Annotated in this window: 21 protein-coding genes and 2 tRNA genes; 8 read left to right on the forward strand and 15 right to left on the reverse strand. The window is 61.6% G+C overall.

Annotation, left to right across the window (positions count from 1 at the left end; genetic code table 11):
• Positions 1–78: 78 nt before the first annotated feature.
• The 4 genes from KY084_RS08170 to yaaA form a co-directional block, all read right to left on the reverse strand.
• A complete protein-coding gene (locus tag KY084_RS08170; protein ID WP_219237974.1) occupies positions 79–432 on the reverse strand; it encodes a DUF952 domain-containing protein in 354 nt (117 codons plus the stop codon).
• Entirely contained in the window at positions 433–3174 is a 2742-nt protein-coding gene (gene gyrA, locus KY084_RS08175) for a DNA gyrase subunit A (protein WP_219237975.1), read from the reverse strand.
• A 128-nt stretch (positions 3175–3302) separates the two neighbouring features.
• A complete protein-coding gene (locus KY084_RS08180; RefSeq protein WP_219237976.1) occupies positions 3303–4001 on the reverse strand; it encodes an SDR family NAD(P)-dependent oxidoreductase in 699 nt (232 codons plus the stop codon).
• The gene (gene yaaA, locus KY084_RS08185) at positions 3998–4756 is read right to left on the reverse strand and encodes a peroxide stress protein YaaA (RefSeq protein WP_219237977.1); all 759 of its coding nucleotides are present in this window, start codon (positions 4754–4756) and stop codon (positions 3998–4000) included. The genes KY084_RS08180 and yaaA overlap by 4 nt, the downstream gene beginning before the upstream one ends.
• A gap of 178 nt (positions 4757–4934) precedes the next feature.
• Between yaaA and KY084_RS08190 the strand changes: the two genes are divergently transcribed.
• The gene (locus tag KY084_RS08190; RefSeq protein WP_219237978.1) at positions 4935–6239 is read left to right on the forward strand and encodes a hypothetical protein; all 1305 of its coding nucleotides are present in this window, start codon (positions 4935–4937) and stop codon (positions 6237–6239) included.
• Positions 6240–6295: 56 nt separating this feature from the next.
• On the opposite strand, the gene KY084_RS08195 is transcribed toward KY084_RS08190, so the two are convergent.
• A complete protein-coding gene (locus KY084_RS08195) occupies positions 6296–6763 on the reverse strand; it encodes an Lrp/AsnC family transcriptional regulator (RefSeq protein WP_219237979.1) in 468 nt (155 codons plus the stop codon).
• Between the two features lie 176 nt (positions 6764–6939).
• Here KY084_RS08195 and KY084_RS08200 point away from each other — a divergent pair, with 176 nt between their 5' ends.
• From KY084_RS08200 to KY084_RS08210, 3 genes are all read left to right on the forward strand, one after another.
• Positions 6940–8778, forward strand: a complete 1839-nt coding sequence (locus tag KY084_RS08200) for a histidine kinase dimerization/phospho-acceptor domain-containing protein (RefSeq protein ID WP_219237980.1) — start codon at positions 6940–6942, stop codon at positions 8776–8778.
• Positions 8779–8782: 4 nt separating this feature from the next.
• The gene (locus KY084_RS08205; RefSeq protein ID WP_246586993.1) at positions 8783–9814 is read left to right on the forward strand and encodes a polysaccharide deacetylase family protein; all 1032 of its coding nucleotides are present in this window, start codon (positions 8783–8785) and stop codon (positions 9812–9814) included.
• A 51-nt stretch (positions 9815–9865) separates the two neighbouring features.
• Positions 9866–9942 (forward strand) — tRNA-Ile (locus tag KY084_RS08210).
• Positions 9943–9953: 11 nt separating this feature from the next.
• Here the strand turns inward: KY084_RS08210 and KY084_RS08215 are convergent.
• Positions 9954–10475, reverse strand: a complete 522-nt coding sequence (locus KY084_RS08215; protein ID WP_219237981.1) for a hypothetical protein — start codon at positions 10473–10475, stop codon at positions 9954–9956.
• 107 nt (positions 10476–10582) lie between these two features.
• On the opposite strand from KY084_RS08215, the gene KY084_RS08220 reads away from it, so the two are divergent.
• Positions 10583–10659, forward strand: a tRNA-Pro gene (locus KY084_RS08220).
• A 13-nt stretch (positions 10660–10672) separates the two neighbouring features.
• On the opposite strand, the gene KY084_RS08225 is transcribed toward KY084_RS08220, so the two are convergent.
• A complete protein-coding gene (locus KY084_RS08225) occupies positions 10673–11728 on the reverse strand; it encodes a phytase (RefSeq protein WP_219237982.1) in 1056 nt (351 codons plus the stop codon).
• A gap of 207 nt (positions 11729–11935) precedes the next feature.
• Between KY084_RS08225 and KY084_RS08230 the strand changes: the two genes are divergently transcribed.
• Positions 11936–14728: a TonB-dependent receptor gene (locus KY084_RS08230; RefSeq protein WP_219238076.1), complete on the forward strand. Its 2793-nt coding sequence runs from the start codon at positions 11936–11938 to the stop codon at positions 14726–14728.
• A 227-nt stretch (positions 14729–14955) separates the two neighbouring features.
• Here KY084_RS08230 and KY084_RS08235 read toward each other — a convergent pair whose 3' ends face one another.
• Complete coding sequence (locus tag KY084_RS08235; RefSeq protein ID WP_219237983.1) at positions 14956–15186, reverse strand: hypothetical protein; 231 nt, start codon at positions 15184–15186, stop codon at positions 14956–14958.
• 243 nt (positions 15187–15429) lie between these two features.
• Positions 15430–15675, reverse strand: a complete 246-nt coding sequence (locus KY084_RS08240; protein WP_219237984.1) for a hypothetical protein — start codon at positions 15673–15675, stop codon at positions 15430–15432.
• Positions 15676–16019: 344 nt separating this feature from the next.
• Between KY084_RS08240 and ettA the strand changes: the two genes are divergently transcribed.
• Both ettA and KY084_RS08250 read left to right on the forward strand, forming a co-directional pair.
• Positions 16020–17699, forward strand: a complete 1680-nt coding sequence (gene ettA / locus KY084_RS08245) for an energy-dependent translational throttle protein EttA (protein ID WP_219237985.1) — start codon at positions 16020–16022, stop codon at positions 17697–17699.
• Positions 17700–17903: 204 nt separating this feature from the next.
• Positions 17904–18605, forward strand: coding sequence for a DUF3108 domain-containing protein (locus KY084_RS08250; RefSeq protein ID WP_219237986.1), 702 nt, complete (start codon positions 17904–17906; stop codon positions 18603–18605).
• A 25-nt stretch (positions 18606–18630) separates the two neighbouring features.
• Here KY084_RS08250 and KY084_RS08255 read toward each other — a convergent pair whose 3' ends face one another.
• From KY084_RS08255 to KY084_RS08275, 6 genes are all read right to left on the reverse strand, one after another.
• Positions 18631–20115 carry a M48 family metalloprotease gene (locus KY084_RS08255; protein ID WP_219237987.1) on the reverse strand — a complete coding sequence of 495 codons (1485 nt, stop codon included), beginning with the start codon at positions 20113–20115 and terminating at the stop codon, positions 18631–18633.
• 132 nt (positions 20116–20247) lie between these two features.
• Positions 20248–20403 (reverse strand): hypothetical protein, encoded by a 156-nt coding sequence (locus KY084_RS16770; protein WP_425516726.1) that lies wholly within the window; start codon positions 20401–20403, stop codon positions 20248–20250.
• 56 nt (positions 20404–20459) lie between these two features.
• Entirely contained in the window at positions 20460–20621 is a 162-nt protein-coding gene (locus KY084_RS08260) for a gamma-glutamylcyclotransferase family protein (protein ID WP_219237988.1), read from the reverse strand.
• 19 nt (positions 20622–20640) lie between these two features.
• Complete coding sequence (gene putP, locus KY084_RS08265; protein ID WP_219237989.1) at positions 20641–22092, reverse strand: sodium/proline symporter PutP; 1452 nt, start codon at positions 22090–22092, stop codon at positions 20641–20643.
• 149 nt (positions 22093–22241) lie between these two features.
• Positions 22242–22997 carry an NYN domain-containing protein gene (locus tag KY084_RS08270; RefSeq protein ID WP_219237990.1) on the reverse strand — a complete coding sequence of 252 codons (756 nt, stop codon included), beginning with the start codon at positions 22995–22997 and terminating at the stop codon, positions 22242–22244.
• Between the two features lie 66 nt (positions 22998–23063).
• Positions 23064–23342, reverse strand: a complete 279-nt coding sequence (locus KY084_RS08275; RefSeq protein WP_219237991.1) for an acylphosphatase — start codon at positions 23340–23342, stop codon at positions 23064–23066.
• Between the last annotated feature and the right edge of the window lie 39 nt (positions 23343–23381).

A 23381-nucleotide genomic window follows, 5' to 3' on the forward strand; every position in this document is an offset into this window, starting at 1 on the left:
GGATTACTTCGTCGCCTTCGGCTTCTCGCAATGACGGAGGGACGGCGGTGGCCAGCTCGATAACCGGGTGACGCTGGGTCACCCCGCCACGGGCAGTTTCACCATGCCGTCCTCGTCGCGTTCGAGCGGGCTGTAGCCGATCACGGTGTCGAGGCGGATTTTGCCGTAGAGGTGCGGAAACTCGGCGCCGTCGCGCGCCTTTTCCCAGCGGATCTGGCGGCCGAGCACCTCCAGGTCCACCGCGAGCACCCACAAATCTTCATCGGACACGTCCTTGAAGTGCAGATTCACCGTTTCGGTGAGTTGGTCGGCGGTCGACAGGTGAACATAGCCGTCCTTGCGATCGACCTCCGATCCCTCGAACCGGTCCGCTTCGAAGAGCGGCATCTCTTCATCCGTCAGAACCTTGTACGCGATTTCGGGGCGATCCATTCAATCCTCCTGGGGGCCGGCTGCTAGGTCCTCCCCGGTATCACCGTCGGGGGTAGGAACGCCACCCTCCGGCCCGTCGGAAAGGTCGATTTCCGCCTCGTCCTCGCTTTCCTCGATCTTGGCCGCCGACACGACATGCTCGCCATCGGCCACGCGGAAGATCGTCACGCCCTGCGTGTTGCGCCCGGTCATGCGGATGTCGCCGACCATGGTGCGGATCAGCTTCGCCTGATCGGTGACGAGCATGAGCTGTTCGCCGTCGGTCGCGGGGAAGCTCGCCACGACGGGGCCGTTACGGTCCGACGAGACGATATTCGTGATCCCCTGGCCACCGCGATTGGTGCGGCGATATTCGTACGCGCTTGTGCGCTTGCCATAGCCGTTGGCGGTGACGGTGAGGATGAACTCCTCGTCGCGTTCGAATTCGGCCATGCGTTCGGAGCTGAGGGTGATGTCGCGCTCGCCTTCTTTCCACGGTGCGGCCTTCAGATACTGGTCGCGCTCTTCGGGCGTGGCGTCGAAGCCGCGCAGGATCGACATCGAGATGACTTCGTCGCCATCGGCAAGCCGGATGCCGCGAACGCCGGTCGAGGTTCGCGACTGGAATTCGCGCACATCGGTGCCGGCGAAGCGGATTGCCTTGCCCAGCCGGGTGGCGAGGAGGACGTCATTGTCTTCGCTGAGCAACTGCACCCCGATCAGCCGGTCGGTGCTGTCGTCATCGAAGCGCATCGCGATCTTGCCGTTCGAAGGTACGTTGGTGAATGCGTCCATCGAATTGCGGCGCACCGTGCCTTCGGCGGTCGCGAACATGACGTGAAGGTTCGCCCATTCGCCCTCATCCTCGGGCAATGGCAGGACGGTCGAGATGACTTCGCCATTGGCGAGCGGCAACAGGTTGATCATCGGCCGGCCGCGTGTGGCAGGACCGCCTTCGGGCAGGCGCCACACCTTCATCCGATACACCTTGCCATGGGTGGAGAAGAACAGCACCGGCGTATGGGTGGAGGTAACGAAGAGCGAGGTGATCGCGTCCTCATCCTTGGTCGCCATGCCGGCGCGGCCCTTGCCGCCGCGCTTTTGCGCGCGGAACGTGGCGAGCGGGGTGCGCTTGATATAGCCCTGCATGGTCACGGTGACGACCATGTCCTCACGCTCAATCAGGTCCTCGTCCTCGATCCCGTCGGCGGCGGCGCCGATTTCGGTACGACGCGGCGTCGCATAGGCATCGCGCACCTCGACCAGCTCCTCGCGCATGATTTCGTACAGCTTGGCGCGGTTGGAGAGGATTTCGAGCAGTTCGGCGATCGAATCGGCGAGCTTGGCGAGTTCGTCGCCGATCTCGTCGCGGCCAAGCGCGGTGAGGCGGTGGAGGCGAAGGTCGAGGATCGCGCGGACCTGCGTGTCCGACAGCGTGTAGGTGTCGCCCTCAATCTCGGTCTCGACCGCTTCGACCAGGCGGATATAGCTCGCGATTTCGGCGATCGGCCATTCACGCTGCAACAGGTTTTCGCGCGCAACGGCGGGGCTTGCCGAACCGCGGATGATGCGGACGACTTCGTCGAGATTGGTGACCGCGATGACAAGACCGAGCAAGATATGCGCCCGGTCGCGTGCCTTGGCGAGTTCGAATTTCGACCGCCGCGTAATGACTTCCTCACGGAACTTCACAAACGCTTCGATGATGTCGCGAAGGTTCAGCACCTCCGGCCGACCGCCGCGAATGGCGAGCGTGTTGGCGGGGAAGCTCGATTGCGCTGGCGTGTGACGCCAAAGCTGGTTCAGGACGACCTCGGGCGTGGCGTCACGCTTCAGGTCGATGACGACGCGAACACCCTCGCGGTTCGATTCGTCGCGAATGTCCGAAACGCCCTCGATCCGCTTTTCCTTCGCGGCCTCGGCGATCTTCTCAACCAGCCCAGCCTTGCCGACCTGATACGGAATTTCGGTGAGCACGATCGAGCGCCGTTCACCGCGCTGTTCGATATCGTATTTCGAACGCAGCAGGATCGAGCCCTTGCCGCTTTCATACGCCGAGCGGATGCCCGAACGGCCAAGGATCGTCGCGCCGGTCGGAAAGTCCGGACCGGGAATGTGCTCCATCAGCTCTTCGGTCGTGATCGCGCCGTTTTCGATATAGGCGAGGCAGCCGTTGATGACTTCGCCCAGATTGTGCGGCGGGACATTGGTCGCCATGCCGACCGCGATGCCGCCCGCGCCGTTGACGAGCAGGTTGGGGAAACGTGCAGGCAGAACCTGCGGCTCGCGCTCGCTATTGTCGTAGTTCGGCTGAAAATCGACCGTGTCTTTGTCGAGATCGCTCAGCAGCTCGGCGGCGGGGCGCGCGAGGCGCGCTTCGGTGTACCGCATCGCGGCGGGCGGATCGGGGTCCATCGACCCGAAATTGCCCTGACCGTCGATCAGCGGCACCCGCATCGACCAGTCCTGCGTCATGCGCGCTAGCGCGTCATAGATCGCGGTATCGCCGTGCGGATGATATTTACCGATCACGTCACCGACGATGCGCGCCGATTTGCGATAGGGCCGGTTGTAATGGAACCCGCTTTCATGCGCTGAAAACAGGATGCGCCGGTGCACCGGCTTCAGGCCGTCGCGGACATCGGGAAGCGCGCGGGAGACGATGACGCTCATCGCATAGTCGAGATAGCTCGACTTCATCTCGTCCACGATCGAGATGGGGGAAATGTCCGAAGGGTCGGCGAGGACGGTCTCGTCGGTCAAATTACAACGCTTTCGGGTAAGGTTTCAGTGATGTTGCGACCCTAGCCGGTGCGCGGCTTCATCGCAAGCCGCGCGCGCCCGCGCGTACGCGGGCGGAAAGTATGGGGCGATGCGCAGCCGGGGCAGGGTCAGGGAGCGATTTCTTCGCCGTCCCATGCAATGACTTTGCACGTATCCACGGGTTTGAGGCCGTCGATCACGTCGAGAAGCTGAAGCGCCGCGCGGCCGGGGTCGAACAGCTTTCCGGGCGCCACATTGCCCTGGAACGGCTTCGACAGCGGCGTGTCGACGGTGCCGGGATGGAGCGCGACGACGATCGAGCGCTTGTTGGTGCGCGTAGCCTCTATTGCCACGCCTTTCACAAGCATGTTGAGCGCGGCCTTGGATGCGCGATAGCCGTGCCAGCCGCCAAGGCGGTTGTCGGAGATGCTGCCCACCCTTGCCGACAGCGCGGCAAAGACGGCGGCGCTTCCCTGGGCGAGCAGCGGCACGAAATGCTTTGCGACCAGCGCCGGGCCGATCGCGTTCACCGCGAAGTTGCGCGCCAGCCAGTCGCCGTCGAGATCCTTCATCGCCTTTTCCGGGCCACGCTCACCATCGTGCAGCAGGCCGGTCGCGACGATGACGCGATGTAACGGCGGCCCTTTCGCTACGCGTGCGGCAGCGGCTTCGATGCTTGCTTCGTCGGTGATGTCGATATGCGCTTCGCCGCTGCGCGAACGGGCAAGGCCCCAGACCTTTGCGAACTCACCTTCTTCGACAAGTGCGTCCTCGAGCGCCGCACCGATGCCGCCCGATGCACCGATGACAACTGCGGCGCGGGTCATGCGCGCGTGAATTGCCAGCGATTTTCGCTGCTTTCATCCGCGTCGAAGCGATAACCATCGGTGTCGAAACCCTTCATCGCGTCGATGTCGGTCACGCGGTGTTCGCACAGCCAGCGCGCCATCATGCCGCGCGCCTTTTTCGCATGGAAGCTGACGAAGCGCGGGCCGTCGGGGCCGGGTTCGCGAAAGTCCACGTCGATCACCCGCACCGTTTCGGAAAGTTTGCCCGACACCGCGGCCCAATATTCCTGGCTCGCGAGGTTTAGGACGGTCCCCGACCCTTCGAGCGCGACGTCGGCGGCGAGCGCATCGGCGATACGCGATTGCCAGTATTCGTACAGGTTCTTCACCCGGCCCGGCGCCCATTTCGTTCCCATTTCAAGGCGATAGGGACGAATGGTATCGAGCGGTTTGAGCAATCCGTACAGCCCCGACAGGATGCGCACATGATCCTGCGCGAACGAAATAGCGGGTTCTTCAAGCGTCGCCACTTCCAGCCCCCGATACACATCGCCCGAAAAGGCGAACAGGGCCGGGCGTTGGGGTGCGGTTTCAAAATCGCGGAATCGCTGGGCATTCAGCTTGGCGAGCTTTTCCGAAATGCCCATCAGCTTGCCCAGCTTCGGCGCGCCAAGACGCGCGGCCGAGCGGGCGATGGCATGGGCGTCATCATCGAAACGCGGTGTCGCGACGGTGAGGTGGGGAAGATCGGAAGCGAAATCGAGGCTTTTCGCGGGAGAAAGAAGGGCGATCATGCGGCATTGCCTAGCGGTGCATTCAAACCGCGTCAAAGCCATGAAACTACACGCGTTCAAAGCGCGTTCAGCATGACGTTGTTACACGAGGGAAACCGTGCGGCTTGAACGGCGCGCACCCGCCCATTAGACGGGTTCGCGGCCTGGCACGGCCCCCCGCAAGAGGAGAATTTTGACGATGAAATTCGTATCCAAGGCTGCAATGGCAGCGGCCCTTGCCGTCGGCGTTTCGACGGCCATGGTGGCGACCGCGCCGATGGCCGCGGCGAAGGACAAGAAGAAGGACGAGGAAAAGCCCCTCGAACTTAGCAAGGAATTCCGCACCGAGGCGCAGGCTGCGCAGGAAGCGCTGAAAGCGAACGACACCGCGACGGCGAAGACGCATCTCGACGCAGCGGCGAAACTCGCCAAAAGCGACGACGAGAAATATTTCGTTGCCGCGCTGGGGCTACCGCTCGCTGCGCGCGAACAGGACAATGCGCGGATGAAACCCGCGCTGGAAACGCTGATCGCCAGCCCGCGCACGTCACAGGAAGATCGCGCCAAATACAGCTTTTACCGTGGCCAGATCGCGCTGCAGGAAAAGGATAACGACACCGCGCTCAGCTATCTGACCAAGGCCAAGCAGATGGGGTATAGCGATCCGCAGCTTCCGCTGCTGATGGCGCGGGTTGAGGCCGATACCGGCGCGACCCAGCAGAGCCTGGCGTCGCTGAAAGAAGCGATCGCGGCGCGCAAGGCAAGCGGTGAGCAGGTTCCTGAGGATTGGTACAAATTCGGCCTGTCACAGGCGTACAAGGCCAAGGATAATGCGGGCACCAACGATTGGGCGCGCATGTGGGTCAGCGCCTATCCGAATGCCGAAAACTGGCGCGACATGATCAAGCTGTACCAGCAGAATGCGCAGGAAAGTGGCGTGAAGATCGACGATGATGCGCGGCTGGACCTGCTCCGCCTGATGCGCGCGACAAAATCGCTCGCCGGGCAGAATGACTATTACGAATATGCGCTGCTGGCGAACCAGAAGGGGCTGCCCTACGCTTCGAAGGCGGTAATCGACGAGGGGCGTCAGAATGGCGCGATCCCTGCCAAGGCGCAGAATATCGATGAACTATATTCATCGGCGCAACAGTCGATCAAGCGCGACAGTTCGCTCAGTTCGCTGGAAAGCAAGGCGATGGCGTCGGCGAACGGCAAGCTCGCGTCGCAGACCGGCGATGCCTATCTGGCGAATGGCGATTACCAGAATGCGGTCAAGCTGTATCGTGCTGCTATCCAGAAGGGCGGGGTGGATACGCCCACCGTCAACACCCGGCTTGGTATCGCGCTTGCCGATGCGGGCATGACCGATCAGGCGAAGCAAACGTTCCAGTCCGTCAACGCGACTGGCGCACGCGCGGACATCGTGAAGATGTGGATGCTCTATCTCGACAGCAAGGGCGGCGCGAGCGCGGCGCCCGCCGCAACGCCCAGCGCCGGCTGACGCTGCGACGAATTTGCTGTAAAAGGGGCGGCGCGAGCAACCGGCCGCCCCTTTTTTTAATCTTCGGTTACAGGGATGCCGGGCAACATCTTTGACGTGCGGATGGTGAGCGAGGTTTTCACGCTCGATACGTTCGATGCAGAGGTGAGTTTGGTGGTGAGCAGTTGCTGAAAACTTTTTAGATCGACCGCGACGATTTTCAGGATGAAGTCGATTTCCCCGTTCAGCATATGGCATTCGCGAATTTCTGGAATGTCGGCGACATGGCGTTCGAACGCCTCCAGGTCGCTTTCCGCCTGGCTGCGCAGACTGACCATCGCGAAGACGGTGATCGTATAGCCGAGCGCGAGCGGATCGAGTTCGGCATGATAGCCACGGATTGATCCTTCGTCCTCCAGCGCTCGAACGCGTCTGAGGCAGGGCGGGGCGGTAAGTCCAACCCGTTCGGCCAGTTCGACATTGGTCATTCGCCCGTCGTTTTGAAGCAGCATCAGGATTTGCCGGTCGATATGATCGAGCGCCATGGGGTACTCCGCTAAAGGGGCGTGTGTTTCGTGCTTGGGTTGGTAGGCCAGCATAATATAATTACCGCTTAACGCAATTGTCCCACAATGCGACGCGAAAATTATCGCGCTTCAAGCGCCTGAACCTCGACGTTAAGCAATCATTTACGCCGTGAATCGATGCGGCGATATGGAACATGCGGTTGCACTTCGACGATACCATCGACACGGTCCTGACCACCGACGCTTCGACCGATTTCGGTCGCCAGGCGCTGTGGAGGCAGCTGGTCGACCTGTTGGGCAGGCGTCGTGCGCCCGTGACCCGCGATGCGATACATGCGCTGCATACGATCCGCGCCGACGTGCCGCCGCCGGTGCGCGCTGCAAGCGCCCGTGCGCTGGAATTCGCCGATCCACCGCCGGCGATCGTGTACCTGATGGCGATCGACGAACTGGTCATCGCGCTTCCCATATTGCGCAGCGCCCGCATGGCGACGGATGATTGGATCGCGCTGCTACCGCGCCTTACGCCATCGGCGCGATCGGTGCTGCGCGGCCGTCGCGACCTCTCACCACAGGTTATCGCGGCGCTGGAAGCATGGGGGCCGAACGATCTGGTGCTTCCGCCATCGGATGCGCATAGCGCCGAGTCGCATGCTATGCCCGCATCCGTTGTCGAAGGCCCCGTTATGCCGACGGATCCGGATGCCGGAGCGGGTTCCAGGCAGGAAGGGGAGGGGAGCGGCGTCGCACCGCCGATGCAGGTGAAGGACGACGGTTCCTTTGTTGCGGTGGGATCGATCGCGCGCGAAATGCCGATCGTCGCACTCGCTTTCCGCCGTGCCGAGGCGCAGACGCCAGCAAGTGTCGAGGAACAGACCGGGGAAGCGGAGAGCGGCACGGACGCGCCCGCCGCGCCCGATGGTCCGTTCCGCATCGCCGATGTGGTTGCGCGCATTGACGAATATCAGCGAAACCGGGAGGCAGGCGCTCCGGTCGTCGCGCCTGTGCGGCTTGCCGATCATTTCCGTTTCGAAACCGACGCACAGGGCGTTGTCCGCCGGGTGGAGGGAATCGAGCGGGCGCCGCTGATCGGCCTATCGCTAGATTTCGGTGGCGTGCCGGGCATGTCTCGCGTCGATGCGGGCGCATCGGGCGCGCTCCGCCGCCGTTCGCCCTTTTCCAACGCGCGGCTGGTGGTGGAGGGCGATTGCGAAGCGGCGGGCGACTGGTTGATCTCCGCCACGCCGACGTTCGATTCCAGAAATGGACGGTTCACCGGCTATCGCGGCACCGGCCGTCGTCCGCGGCGCGACGAACATGCCGGTCACGCAAATCGCGGGGCCGAACGCGCGGCGGCGCAGCAGCTTCGTCAGCTCGTGCATGAATTGCGGACGCCGGCGGGTGCGATCAGCGGTTTCGCCGAAATGATCGAAGAACAATATTTCGGACCGGTCGCGCAGCAATATCGCGAGCGCGCCACCGAAATCCGTACTCAGGCGCGGGACCTGGTGGGGGTGATCGAGGATCTGGACCTTGCCGCGCGTATTGCCGACAACGCGCTTGACCTGCGACCGCAAAGCGTGGCGCTGAACGGGATTTTCACGGAAATCGAAGAAGAGCTTGGCGCATTGCTGACGCTTCGTGGCGCGTCGCTTGCCGTGCCTTTTACGGGACTGTCGGTGCGTGGCGACATGCGCGCGGTACGACGACTGCTTGCCCGGCTGACAGCTACGCTCGTCGCTTTGGCGGGGCGGGGCGAGCATATCGCGATCACCATCGACCGGACCGGTTCGCAGCAGCTTTCCATCGGTTTCGACCGGCCGGAAGGCCTGATCGGCTATCCCGGTGACGCCGAAGCCCTGGATGACGAGGAGCGTGACGACATCGTCACGCTTGGCACCGGCTTTGCGCTCCGCCTGGCACGCAATCTCGCACGAGAACTGGGTGGTGCGCTGCTTTTCGAAAGCGATCACTTGACCTTGCGACTGCCTGAGGCAGAGTTGGCGGATATGGGGCAGGCGCACAACATCTGAATCGATGGCGGACGGTATTTCGCCCAACGGTCGGGCGCAAACGCGCCGCCACCGCCCACGCCCCGGCTCCCCGGTGGCATGGCCGGATGATTTCGGCACGCGCTTCACCCTTTTCGTCGATACCGAAGAGGAATTCGACTGGACCGCCCCGTTCGATTCGGCATCGCGATCGACCAGCGCCATGGCGGCGTTGCCGGATGGGCATAAGCGGCTGTGCGAGGGCGGAGGCGCGCCGGTCTATCTGATCGACCATCCGGTCGCCACCGCGCCCGCCGCGATCGACGCCTTGCGCGAGGTAGTGGCAAATGGCGGGGCGGTCGGCACGCAGCTTCATCCGTGGGTCAATCCGCCTATTCAGGAGGCGATCTGCGCCACCAACAGTTTTCCCGGCAACCTGCCCGAACAATTGGAAGCGGCAAAGCTGGATACGCTGACCGATGAAATCGCGCGCGCCTTTGGCACGGCTCCGCGAATCTACCGGGCGGGGCGTTATGGGATCGGGCCAGCGACCGCGCGACTGCTCGCCGATCGCGGATATCGAATCGATAGTTCGATGCGAAGCAGATACGATTATGGCGGGCATGGCGGTCCGGATTTTCGCGCGGTCGGCAACCACGCTTTCTGGCTGGACCGGCGGGCGGGGTTGGCCGAACTGCCGCTTACCACTGTTTTTACCGGGCGAGTGCGGGCCGGCGGCGAACGGCTTTACCGCTTTCTAGGCGAAATTCCGCGCGGGCGAGGGCTGTTTGCGCGGACGGGCATGATGGCGCGCGTCGCGATGACGCCTGAGGACATGCCGCTGGACGATGCGCTTGAGGCGATTCGGGTCGCGCTGGGCGAGGGGGTGCGCGTGCTGAATTTCAGCTTCCATTCGCCATCGCTGACGCCCGGTTTCACCCCCTATGTCCGCGATGCAGCCGATCTGAAGGCATTTTATGGATGGTGGGACGCGGTCTTCGCACTGCTGGCGCGGCGCAACGTGCAGGCGGCGTCGCAAAGCGACCTGATCGTCGCGCTCGATCGCATTCGGGCGTAATCATGCTTGCTTGCCGGGGATCGCCTCGGCTATCGGCTGCAAACGGCTGGGGGGCCTGTAGCTCAACTGGTTAGAGCTGGCCGCTCATAACGGCTAGGTTGCGGGTTCGAGTCCTGCCGGGCCCACCAGCCGCATCGCGTTAGTTGCTCCAGGATGCGCGAGTGCGCTTCACCGCCTTCATCGTGTAATCGACCTGATCGTCGAGTTTTTTATAGCCACGATCGGCGGTCAGCCCGGCCGTTTGATACAAGGTGCGGACGTAATTTTGCAGCGTATCGCCGGTCAGCGTGCCCGGCTTGTCCTGCGGCGAGCGCGATTCGAGGTCCATTTCGGCTCCCATCAGTGTCTGGATATCCTTGTAATCACCCTTGCAAAGCGAATCGGGCGCGATCCCGATCTTGCCCAGAAACGTCGTCGCGAACTGCTTCGCCTGATCAGCCCATTCGGGCGCATCCGGCGCGGCGGAAAGGGTTTCGGCGCGGCTCGACAGAAGCGAGTCGATATCGGCGCTGGAAAAGCCCGAATAGTTCGGATTGTTGTCCTTCGATTCGCACGCCGCCGTCTGCGCGGTGTTGTTCGACGGTGCCGAACCCGCCGTGCCGCCACCGCCGCACGCGCCGAGCAGCAGCGCACCACCCAGAACGAACATTGTCTTTTTCATCAAATCCTCCCTTTTCGTTACGATGCTTTGCACCCAGCATAGCGCCCAGCTTTATCGTGTCACGGGAGTTGTCGAAGTGATCGCCACGGTGTAGGCGCTTGGCGCGTCGGGGAGTGGCGCAGGCTGGTAGCGCACCTGGTTTGGGACCAGGGGGTCGCAGGTTCGAATCCTGTCTCCCCGACCATCACGCTTCGCGATCAGGGTTTGAGCGCCGCCTTTATCGCGCGCCAGTCGACCAGCTTGAAATTCTGCGCCGCGCCGTCGTTCACATCGTCCTGAACGACGACCAGCCCGGAAGGAAAGCCGCCGACCGCGCCGCCATGCGCGTCGACTCCGTCGGTGCCGGTGACTTCGTCAACGCCATTGGCCGCCGCGACATGGAAGCGACCGGCATATTGCGGCGTAGCGCCATCGATCCGCCAGACCGCAAACGCGCTGTCGCCTTGGCTCGATACGATCAGATAGCGCGCCGCGCCGTCGGTCAGAATGCTCATCCCCTCGACATCGGCGACGAGCGCGCCATTTCCGGTCTTGGCGATGGAAATGCGCGCGCCGTCGCTCCTGCCCAGCGAATAGCGCCAGACGCCGACATCTTCCTCTCCGATATACAGCGCTCCGGTCGAGTCATCGACAACGCAGCCTTCGGACTGGCTGCCGACCTCGAACCGCGCGATTTCCCGCCCGGTCAGGCTCCCGTTCGCTTCATCCTGCAGCGCGAATTCGCGCACTGCGCCGTGCTTGCCCACCACGATAGCGACCAGCGAATCGTTCAGCCGGCCCATGCAGAAGCCATAGGGTTCGGCAAGGTCGGTGGTGAAAAATCCCGCATCGGTGATGCCTCCCGAGCCGGTGTAGCGATAGAGCGAGACGCCTGAATGTCCCGGCGTGCGGTTGGATGCACCGGCGATGAAGCCGTCGCCTTCGCTTCGAAGATCGACATTGTTGAGCAGCCCTTCGGGAAGGAACTGCACCGCCTTTCCATCAAGGGCAAAGGCGTACAGGCCCGCTTTTTTGTCTGTTCCCAGAATAAGTGCTTCCACTCGCTTGCCGTTCACCGCGAACGCGGCATTGTCGGTGCGTGCAAAGATCGCCGGATCGTCGGCGGCGTCGGAATTTGCGGTGGCAACCGGAACGGTTTCCCCGACGGCCGGCACGTCGACGGTGGATGACGATACCGCAGCCTCCTGCAACGTCGTCGCACAGCCCCCGATCAGCAGAAGCGCCGCAGACAACAGATATTGGGCGATGCGCATGGTGAAACTTTCCCCGGTTGAAATGCAACGCGCCGCCTCGTGCGGATAAAATGCGACAGGGCGATGACACCCGCCGCAACGTGGCGCGACCGCCGGATCGATGCGGTATCGTCAACCGTCACGCATTCGTAACCTCAGCTTCATCACCGCGACACGGATCGCTGCAATCGCCCTTCGCGCAAAGCCATTCAGCGAAGGGGGTATATGATGAGCAGGTTTTCCACGATGCGTGTCCGATTGTTGCTGGGCACGGCGGCATTGGCGCTGCCCGCCGCCGCGCATGCGGGCGACGTCACCGGAACGGTATCCGACGCCACCGCGACACGCATTCTGGAAGGCGCGCAGATAACGCTGGTCGAACTCGGTCGCACTGCCGAGGCGGATACGAACGGCCAATATCGCTTCGCCGATGTTCCGGCAGGCACCTATACGCTACGCGCGCGCTATCTGGGCGTCGCGCCGGTCGATGCATCGGTTACTGTACCGGCCGACGGCGTGGTGCGCAGCGATTTGGTGCTCGGTACGCCCACCAGCGATATTCTGGTCATCGGTCAGCAGGCGAATTTGTTCGGTGCACTGAATCGCAAGCGCTCGGCCGATGGCGTAGAGGATGTCATCACCCGCGATGCGGTGGGCCAGTTTCCCGATCAGAATGTCGCCGAATCGCTGCGTCGCCTGCCGGGCATCAACATTCTGGATGATCAGGGCGAAGGACGGTTCGTTTCGGTTCGCGGGCTCGACCCCAACCTCAACTCCTCTTCGCTCAACGGGCTTCGTATCCCCGCGCCCGAATCCGACGTGCGCGAAGTCGCGCTGGACGTGGTGTCGAGCGATCAGGTCGAATCGATCGAGGTTAAGAAGACGCTCACTCCCGATATGGATGGCGACACGATCGGCGGATCGATCGAGATCAACACCACCAGCGCATTCGACCGCAAGAAGGACCTGCTGACCGCCAAGATGGAGGGAAGTTACAATTACAAGCGTGAATCCTTCACGCCCAAAGCGGGGCTGGATTTCGCGACGCGAGTGACTGACAATTTCGGGATTGCGGGCGGCATATCCTATTACAAGCGCAAATTTTCAACCGACAATGTCGAAACCGGCGGATGGGATGTCGCGGACGGCGTTGCTTTCGCCGACCAACCCGAATTTCGCGATTATGACGTAACCCGCAAGCGGACCAGCGCTTCGCTGTCGTTCGATTACAAGCCCAGCGACACCACCACGCTATACGCGCGCGGCGTGTTCAGCCAGTTCGACGATCAGGAATATCGCAACCGGCTGACCTTCTCGTTCGACGAAGACCCGACATCGGGTGACGCGACATCGGCATATTGGAGCGACGCCGATGGCGAGATCAAGGTCGAACGCGACCTGAAAGATCGTTTCGAACGCCAGCGCATCCGCACGCTGACCTTGGGCGGAACCACCGAAACCGGTCCCTGGAAGCTGACCTATCAGGGCGGTTGGACCAAATCGAGCGAGAAGGAAGCGGGTTCGCTCGATCCCGTCCGCTTTTCGCACAAGTTCGAAGGCGAGGGGCTGGGCGTTAATTTCGATTATTCCGACCCCGCCATTCCCAGCTATACGATCACCAGCGGCGGCACGGCGTTTTTCGATCCCGCCACCTACAGTTTCGACAAGATCGAGCGAACGACCTTGTCGGATTCGCAGGATGAGGAATACAGCGCGAAGGGCGATGTTGCGCGCAGCTTTGCAATGGATGGCGGCGAATTCACGTTGCAGGCGGGCATCAAGCAGCGCTGGCGCACCAAAATGTATAACCTGCAGCAGGATGATTATGGCGATTATGACGGCGATCTGACGTTTGCCGACCTGCTGGGCGATCCCAGCTATGACCTGGCGAATATTGCCCCGGCCTATGACTGGGGAAAGACACGCGATTTCTTTTACGGCAATGTCGGCGACTTTGAACTGGACGAAGACGGCACGATTTATGACTCCGCCGCCGACGATTACAAAGCGCGTGAGGACATATTGGCGGGATACGCGCTTGGCCGGTGGGACAGCGAAGCGCTGCGCATAATCGGCGGGGTTCGCATGGAGCGTACCTTCAACCGTCTAAAGGGCAATCTGGTTGAAGAAGAAACCGGCAATTGCGGTGATGCGGTATGCGTAAGCCCGGTCGCGTTCGAGCGAAGCTACACCAGTTGGCTGCCCAGCCTGAACGTGCGCTTCGCCGCCGGGTCCGGCGTGGTGCTGCGCGCTGCTGCCTATCGCAGCCTTGTCCGACCCAATCTTTCCGATCTCGCACCCCGTTTTCTGGTCAACGAGGATGACGAGGCGGAAGTCGGCAATCCCTATCTCGTCCCCTATAAAGCGTGGAATTTCGATGCCGAGGCATCCTATTATTTCACGCGCAGCGGCGCGGTGTCGCTTGCCTTCTTCCATAAGGAAATCGACGATTTCATCGTCGATCAGCGCACCGACATGCCGGGCACCTATCAAGGCGTGGCGTATACCGAACTCACCGTGCCGGTGAACGGCGAAACCGCGAAGGTGACCGGACTGGAGGCGAGCCTGAGCCAGGTTCTGGACTTCCTGCCCGGACCGTTCGACGGGCTGCTGGTGCAGTTAAATTATACCTATACCGATGCGACGGGCACCATCTATACCGATGGCGATGCCAGCGACCCGCGCGACATTCCGCTACCGACATCGTCGAAGCACACATTCAACGCGGTGCTGGGATATGAAAAAGGGCCGATCAGCCTGCGCGCGGCGGGCACCTATCGCGGTAAATATCTGGACGAACTGGGCGATGAGGCGAGCGACGACCGTTATGTCGCGCGGCATTTCCAGCTCGACCTGAGCGCGCGGTACGACATCACCAAAACGATCCAGCTTTATGCCGACTGGATCAACGTGAACAACGAACCGTATTTCGCGTATCAGAATTTGGCCGGGGCAAAGCGGTTGCTGCAATATGAAACCTATGGCCCGACGGTGAAAGGCGGCGTGAAGCTGAAATTCTGACGCTGATGTAAAACGCAGGCGCTCGCCGTGAGGGTGGCGCCTGCTGCGTGGGAACATATCGCGGATCATCCGCCCCGTGCACCGCCGTCCCGCTTCGGCAGCGACATTACAGGGGCAATGCATAGCCCGACGTGCCGGACAAAAGAAAAGGGCGTCGCCCTGTCGGGTAACGCCCTTTCCAAATCCATATTCGATACAGCCGGAGCGGAGCGCCCCGGTCGGGCCGATTACATGGCGTCCATGTCGTTGTTGGACATCATGGAATTATCCATGGAATTGTCCATCATCATGGGGTCGGTCATGTTGGTGGTGTTATCCATCATCATGTCCATGTTGTCGGCGCCCATATCGAGGTTCGCCATCGTCGCATCGGTGTTGGTCGTATCATCACTACCACCCGAGCACGCCGCCAGAGACATCAGGCCGGCGGCAGCAGCGGCGAAAACAATCTTCTTCATAACCCTTGCTCCCAAACGAATTCAGATTCGCGGCCGGCCCGAACGCCGTCGCGAAATTGCCCCAATAACGTCAGTCGAAGTCGCGTCAATCGGTAATTCATATCCCTGAACGGGAAATTACCGCTTCGCGCCGCCGTGTCACGGGGAAGTCCGCGCCGGCTTTCTGGTCCCAAAGCGGGAAGTGGAGCCGGGAGCGCATGCTTGCGTCACACACATTCCCGGCCCGTCATCCGGCGAACCGGATTACTGAACGTCCGATTCCATGGCGTCGGCGTTGTCTGCCTGCTGTTCCATGTTGTCGGCCATGTTCTCATACATGTCTTCGCCGGCTTCGGTCGTGGCGTTGTCGGCCATCATGTCGTAGTTGTCGGCCGCCATTTCGGCATTGGCTTCCATGGCTTCCGCATTGTTTTCAGCCGGGGTCTGCGACGAGCAGGCGGCGAGGCCCATAAGGCCGGCGGCAACCGAAACGATCATGATCTTCTTCATAGAAACTTGCTCCCTTTGCAATAAGCCCTGTGCCGTGCCGGAATCGGCACCGCGAGCCTCCACGCATTAGCGCCGCCATGGCGTGCGTCAATGCATCTTGGTGTTTCGCAGGGTTCGATTCAGGCAACTTCGTGGCGGAAAAAAGGTTCCGCCGCATGTTTGGTGAAGAAGAAGGATGTACGTTTTATCAGAGGGTTATGTGCGTCGGAGACGGATTTTCAGCCAAATGGCGGGGCGGCATGCGCGTGTCAAAAAAGCGCTATCGGTTTGCCAATCGCCGCCGCCGCCGCTACATCGCGCGCGACTTTCTCGCCCAAAATCGCATTCCTTTTCGGAGCATCAACGTGGCCGCTCAATACGCCTTCGTCATGAAGGACATGACCAAGACTTTCCCCGGTGCGCAAAAGCCGGTGCTGTCCAACATCAACCTGCAATTCTATCAAGGCGCCAAGATCGGTATCGTGGGCCCCAACGGCGCGGGTAAATCGACGCTGATGAAGATCATGGCCGGGATAGACGATGATTTCTCGGGCGAAGCCTGGCCCGGCGAGAACATCACCGTCGGTTATCTGGCGCAGGAACCGCAGCTCGACCCCGACAAGACGGTGCTGGAAAACGTCAAGGATGGTGCGCGAGAGGTCGCCGACATGGTCGACCGGTTCAACGCCATCTCCGCCGAAATGGGCGATCCGAAGGACGATACCGATTTCGATGCGCTGATGGAGGAGATGGGGGTCCTTCAGGAAAAGATCGACGCGGTCGATGGCTGGACGCTCGACAACCAGCTCGAAATCGCCATGGAGGCGCTGCGCTGTCCGCCGGGCGACTGGAGCGTCGACAATCTTTCGGGCGGTGAAAAGCGCCGCGTCGCGCTGACCCGGCTGCTCATCCAGAAGCCGTCGATCCTGCTACTCGACGAACCGACCAACCATCTCGATGCCGAAAGCGTCGACTGGCTGGAAAACCACCTCGCCGAATATGAGGGCGCGGTGCTGATGATCACCCATGATCGCTATTTCCTCGACAATGTCGTGGGCTGGATTCTGGAACTCGATCGCGGGAAATACTTCCCGTACGAGGGGAATTATTCGACCTATCTGGAGAAAAAGGCCAAGCGACTCGAGCAGGAATCGCGCGAGGAATCGGGTCGCCAAAAGGCGATCAAGGATGAGCTTGAATGGATTCGCGCCGGCGTCAAAGGGCGTCAGACCAAGTCCAAGGCACGTATCGCCAAGTTCGACCAGCTGGTCGAGGCGCAGCAAAATCGCGCCCCGGGCAAGGCGCAGATTGTTATCCAGGTGCCGGAGCGCCTGGGCAACAAGGTGATCGAGGCGACGAACATTTCGAAAGCCTATGGCGACAAGCTGCTTTTCGAAGACCTTTCGTTCAACCTGCCGCCGGGCGGAATCGTGGGCGTGATCGGGCCGAACGGCGCGGGTAAATCGACGCTGTTCCGGATTATCACCGGGCAGGAACAGCCCGACAGCGGCGATGTCGATATCGGGCCGACAGTCCATCTTGGCTATGTCGATCAAAGCCGCGACGATCTCGACGCTTCGCACAATGTCTGGGAGGAGATTTCGGACGGCCTGGATTATGTGAAGGTCAACGGCCACGATATGTCGACGCGCGCTTATGTCGGGGCGTTCAACTTCAAGGGGCAGGACCAGCAGAAGAATGTCGGCAAGCTGTCGGGCGGTGAGCGCAACCGCGTGCACATGGCCAAGATGCTGAAGCAGGGCGGCAATGTCCTGCTGCTTGACGAACCGACCAACGACCTTGACGTCGAAACGCTGGGCGCGCTGGAGGAGGCGATCGAGAATTTCGCGGGTTGCGCGGTCGTTATCAGCCATGACCGCTTTTTCCTCGACCGTCTGGCGACGCATATTCTGGCGTTCGAGGGCGACAGCCATGTCGAATGGTTCGAAGGCAATTTCGCCGCCTATGAAGAGGACAAGCGTCGCCGCATGGGTGACGCCGCAGACCGCCCAACCCGGCTTGCTTACAAGAAGCTGACGCGCTGAGCGTATAATGGCTGGGCAGGGTTCTTCGCCCTTGCCTGCAAAGGGCGTCCTGATCACCGTCAGGGCGCCCTTTTTGTTTAATTGCGCTGGTCTGCGGTTTTCCGTCCGGATCGCGTCATTCGATCCGAATGCCGATGATTTCGGCTTGCATACCGCTGTATTATGTGAATGGTACACTTATCAACAAGAAGCAATGGGGCAGGTATGTTGGCAGCATTTTTGATTGCACTGTTGGGCGCACAAACGAACGCCTCGATTCCCGTCGTTAATGGCGCAGGCATCGGGCCGCTGGAGCAATGCTTCGCCATGCAGCGTGGCGGCAAGACGATCGGCGCAACGCTTCAGACGATCCGCGCGGTCGAGGAAAATGGCGTTCCCGCCTGGGACGTCGTCGTACATCAGAGGGTTGGGGACGGCAGCCGCTTCGACATGCGTGACCATTTCGTGCTGCAAAAGCGCGACTTGCGGCCGATCCGGTTCGACAGCGCCGCCGTTCGCGGCGATCAGCGCCAACATGTCGAACTGGTCTATGGCACCGATCATGTGACGGGAAAGCGCGTAGTTGGCGATACTTCCACGCCGATCGACGTCACGCTGTCCGGCCCGGTCTGGGAAGGCGATCTGTGGGGCGTGATGTTCGGCGCGTTGCCGTTGCGGGAGGGCGGCAGCTACCGGCTGCCCTTTTTTCAATATGACAAAGGTCTTGGCGAATTCGAACTGAACGTGAGCGGAAGCGAGACGGTGGAGACGCCAGCCGGGTCGGTCGCGGTGTGGACGGTGGACGTCACTACCGGCGACGGTCCGCCAGCGACCTATCTGATCAGCAAGCAAGGCGGAGCCGAAATGGGCTATAGGGCGCAAGGGTTTGCGAACGTGCTTGGCGGCGACTGTTCAGGTCTGTCCTGAACAGTCACCGCCGCGCGCTTTCAGTTCAATAGGTTACGATTTTTACTTTGTCGCCTGTGTGAAGCGTCGCACCCTGCGGAATGCCGTTGAGCACATAGAAGCGCTGCAACTGATCGTCGTCGAACGCCATGCGTGCGGCAAGCGAACTTGCCGTGTCGCCTGACTTGACCGTGACGATGCGGACATATCGGGGCTTCACCTTCGAAGCATCGGCGTTCGACAGTTTACGGAACGATTGCACCATGCCCTGCGCTGTTCCCAGCCACTGACCGGCAGGCGTCAGCACCACGAAATGATATGCGCGGCTTTTCGATGCTTCATAGGCAAAGATGGTGACGTCCACCGATCCTGACTGGGTGGAAGCGCGCGTCTGGGCATAGGCGGTGGGAAAGCCGTTGATGGTAGTACGCTGCACCTGTCCGCCGGACAAGGTTGCGCCGCTGCCGCCCAGCGACTTCAGAACCTGCTGGATATAGTTCGGCAGGCTGCCCGAATAAGAGCCGGTGCCGAATTGCGCCTGCATGTTCTGGCCCGAAATCGTTACAGCCTGCGCGTTGTTCTGCATCTGCGCGCCCTGCGGGATCGTGAAGGCGATGCCGAGCTTCGGATGCAGAAAGTCGCGGCCGTCGATGATCCCGTTGTCGGGATTGTCACCATATAGAAGCCCGTCGATCGCGCTGAGATAGGCGTCGCGATTGCGCGGCTGTTCGGTGCCGCCGATCCGCCGTGCTTCAGCGAGCGCAGCCTGAATACGCTCGCCCGATTGCGGGTGGGTGCTCGCCCATGCGGGGACCGAGCGGGTATCACCGGATATCTGCTGATCAAGCTGTTGCTGACTGTTGAGGCTGGTCAGCATAGAGGCAAGCGCGTCGGTATCGTATTCCGCCCCGTTCAGATAATCGACGCCAAGTTGATCGGCCTGACTTTCCTGGCTGCGCGAATAGCCGAGCGTGGCGAGTTGCGACCCCGTACCCGCCGCCCGTCCGAGAAGCTGGCCGAACCCCGAATCACCGAGCACGGCACCAGCCAGCACCTGACCCAGTGCGCCGAAGATGCTGTTGCGCTGCGCTGCTGCCTGTCGCTTTTGACTGTGGCGCGCGGCGACGTGTCCCACCTCATGCCCCAGTACAGCGGCAAGCTCCGCCTCGTCATTCATCAGCGCCAGCAGGCCGCGCGTCACATAGACATAGCCTCCCGGCGTTGCGAAGGCGTTGTCGACCGAACTGTCTAGCACTGTGACGGTGAATGCGCCCGGATCGGACGAAAGGCCCGACTGGACCGCGATCCGCCGCGCCACATTGGTGACATAGCCAGTGGGGCCGCGCGTATAGGCGCCATTATATTCGTTCAATATGCCGGTGCGCGCTTCGCTTCCCTGCTGCCGTTCGGTCACGCTGATCGGCGCGGCCTGACCCGGCGTGACCGGGGCGGTGTTGGTAAGGCCGCCGGCTGCACACCCGGCGAGCGCCAGCGGCGCAGTGCAGCCCATCAGCATGCGTGAAAATGCCATCGTCCGATCCTCCCTGTTCGTTATCGCGCAATCAAAGCAGAAAAGATGACTTCGTTCCGGTAACGATATGACGTAACATATTGTCCGCTAATGGACTTTACGAAAAAACTGACATGGTACAGTGCGGTGCGGTCAGCGGGGCGGGGGCCAGATACCCGCAGGTATCGCCGCCAGTGCGTCGACCGGTCGGTTGTAATGATAGGCGATGACACTTCGGCCGGCAGCGGTGGTCAAGCTGCGCCGAAGATATTCGCTTGTGTCGGGATGCAGGGCGTCGAACCCCTCCACCGCGTCGATTTCACGCGAAAGGGCGGAATCGTCAATTTCGAAAACGTCGCCGTGGATCAGCCGCCGCTGCCAAAAAGCGCAGCGGGCCAAGGGCCGCAATCGTAAAGGCGGCCGGCAACCCGGTCCTCGCCGATGAAGCGAGCCCGGTTCGCCAGCCGCAATTGATGGTGGAAGCGGCCGCCGCGCCGAAGGGTTCCGTAAAAGAAGAACCGCTCCATGCGCGAGCGCGCCGCAGCTTCATTCGGCGGCGGTGATTGGTTGAGCGGTATCGCCCGCCTCTTCGCCTTCCATGATGCTGACCAGCCAGGTGACCAGCCAGGAAAGCGCGAAGCCCGGAACGATTTCGTACAGCCAGTCGCTCCAGCCGATCGCGATCCAGAAGCCCACCACGAGCGCGCCGACGATCATGCCCGCCATCGCGCCGTTGCGCGTCAGCCGGTTCCAGGTGAGGCTGAGGATGACCAGCGGGCCGAACGCCGCGCCGAACCCAGCCCAGGCGTGGCTGACGATGCTGAGCACGTTCGCGTTTGGATTCCACGCGATGGCGAGCGCCACCAGCGCCACGACCAGCACCGAAATACGCCCGGCCAGAACCAGTTCCTTCTGGCTCGCCTCGCGCCGGAAAAAGCGCCGGTAATAATCCTCGACGATCGAACTCGACGAAACGAGCAGCTGCGACGAAATGGTCGACATGATCGCGGCAAGGATCGCGGCGAGCAGAAAGCCCGAAATCCACGGATTGAACAGAACGTCGGAAAGGACGATGAAAATCGTTTCCGGATCGTCGATCGGTACGTTGTTTTCGGTCGCATAGGCAAGGCCGGCAAGGCCCACCGAAAGCGAGCCGATCAGCGTTACGAGCATCCAGCCCATGCCGATATTGCGCGCCGTCGGCACCTGATCACGGGATTTGATCGCCATGAAGCGAACGATGATGTGCGGTTGGCCGAAATAACCCAGTCCCCAGGCGAGCGAGGAGATCAGCCCGACCGCGCCAAGCCCTTTCCACAATTCCATGTGCTGCGGATCGACCGAACGGATCACCTGACCGGCATGGTCCCAGCCGCCAGCGCCGGTAAGCGCGACAATCGGCACCATGATCATCGCGACGAACATGATGCAGCCCTGAACGAAGTCGGTAAGGCTGACCGCCAGAAACCCGCCGAACAGCGTATAGGCGACTACGACGCCTCCGGTAAGGAACAGGCCGAGCGTGTAGCTTTCGCCGAACGCGCTGTCGAACAGCTTGCCGCCCGCGACAAGGCCCGATGCGGTATACAGCGTGAAAAAGATCACGATGACCGCAGAGGATACGACCTGGAGCGACTGCCCATTGGGAAAGCGCTTGCCGAAATAATCGGGGATGGTGAGCGCATCGCCGACATCGACAGTCCTGTCGCGCAGACGCGGCGCGACGATCAGCCAGTTGGTCAGCGCGCCGAGAAACAGGCCGACGCCGATCCATGCGGCGGAAAGCCCGGTAACGAACATCGCGCCGGGCAGGCCGAGCATCAGCCAGCCGGACATGTCCGCAGCACCGGCGGAAAGGGCCGTTACCCCCGGTCCGAGCGAACGCCCCCCGAGAACGTAGCCGTCGATATCACTCGTCGATTTGCGCCAGGCATAAAAGCCGATGCCCAACATCGCGATGAAATAGATGGTGAGTCCAACAATGGTTCCAATATGCATGCCCCATCACGTAACAAACGATTTTGGGACATTCCACCCCCTGCGACCTCCGGCAACCGTCAATGGATTGCCGAGCAGTTTCGCCACACGTACTGGCGTAGCGGAATGCTGATTGGGCGCATCAATGCGTGTCGGTATGCCTTATCGCATCAACGGACACGCTTGACCACGATTTGGCCGCCCTCGCGCCGTTCAGTCTGAAAATTGGGGACGGCCTCGATCAGGTCGGAGAGACGTGCAAAGCCGTAATTGCGCGTGTCGAAGCTGGACCGGTTTCCCGCCCGCTGCCCAACATCGGACAGGCTGGCATAGCCACGCTCATCCCGCTTCGCCGCATTATAGGCGTCGATCAGCAGACGCAGCAACTGTTCGTCGACCGCCTGTTTCCCGCCGGATGCGGGTTCGGACGGCTCTGCCGCCGTGGTCGCGCTCGCGCTCGCCGCGTTATCGTCATGCGCCTTCACCAGCGCCTGTACGTCGATAAAGCGGCTGCAGGCCTGACGAAATCCCTCCGGCGTCCGGTCGGTGCCAAATCCATAACAGTCCAGCCCCTGCTGCCGGATGCGCATCGCAAGCGGCATGAAATCGCTGTCCGACGACAGGATGCCGAACCCGGTCACGCGGCCGCCGAAAAGCAGGTCCATCGCGTCGATGGTCATCCGCATGTCGGTGGCGTTCTTGCCCTTGGTAATGTCGAACTGCTGATACGGCTCGATCCCGTACCGCAGCGTCATGTCCGCCCAGCCTTTGAGCGATTGTTTGCGCCAGTTGCCGTAAACGCGCCGGATATTGACGGTGCCCAGTTCGGCCAGCACGGTCAGCACGGGGTCGATGCTGTTGGGCGATGCATTGTCGGCGTCGATCAACAGCGCGATATTGCCGCGTGCGGACGGTGCGTTTTCCATGCGGTTTCTCTCCTCCCGGTTCTGTTATAGCCGCCAATGGGCGAGGGGAGGCGATGTTCCCTCAATTCACGCGGTGAACCGTTTGGTGAAGCCTTTCAGCATGCGCGGCGAAGGCTCGGCCTGAACATCGACGCGGGACACTTGCGCGGCGCGCGGGCCTTCGTGACACGCCTCGGTAAAGGCCTCGACCGCACCGGCATCGCCGGCAGCGAGGATTTCGACGCGGCCATCCTGAAGATTGCGGATCCAGCCGGTGATGTTGAGTTCCTTGGCGGTCTTCACCGCCCAGTCGCGATAGCCGACGCGCTGTACGCGTCCTTCCACCAGCAAACGGCACGCGTCCATGATATTTCCCCGCTACGCGATTGTGAAAGGCCGCAAACT

Source organism: Stakelama flava, from assembly GCF_019351405.1.
Lineage (GTDB): Bacteria > Pseudomonadota > Alphaproteobacteria > Sphingomonadales > Sphingomonadaceae > Sphingomonas > Sphingomonas flava_A.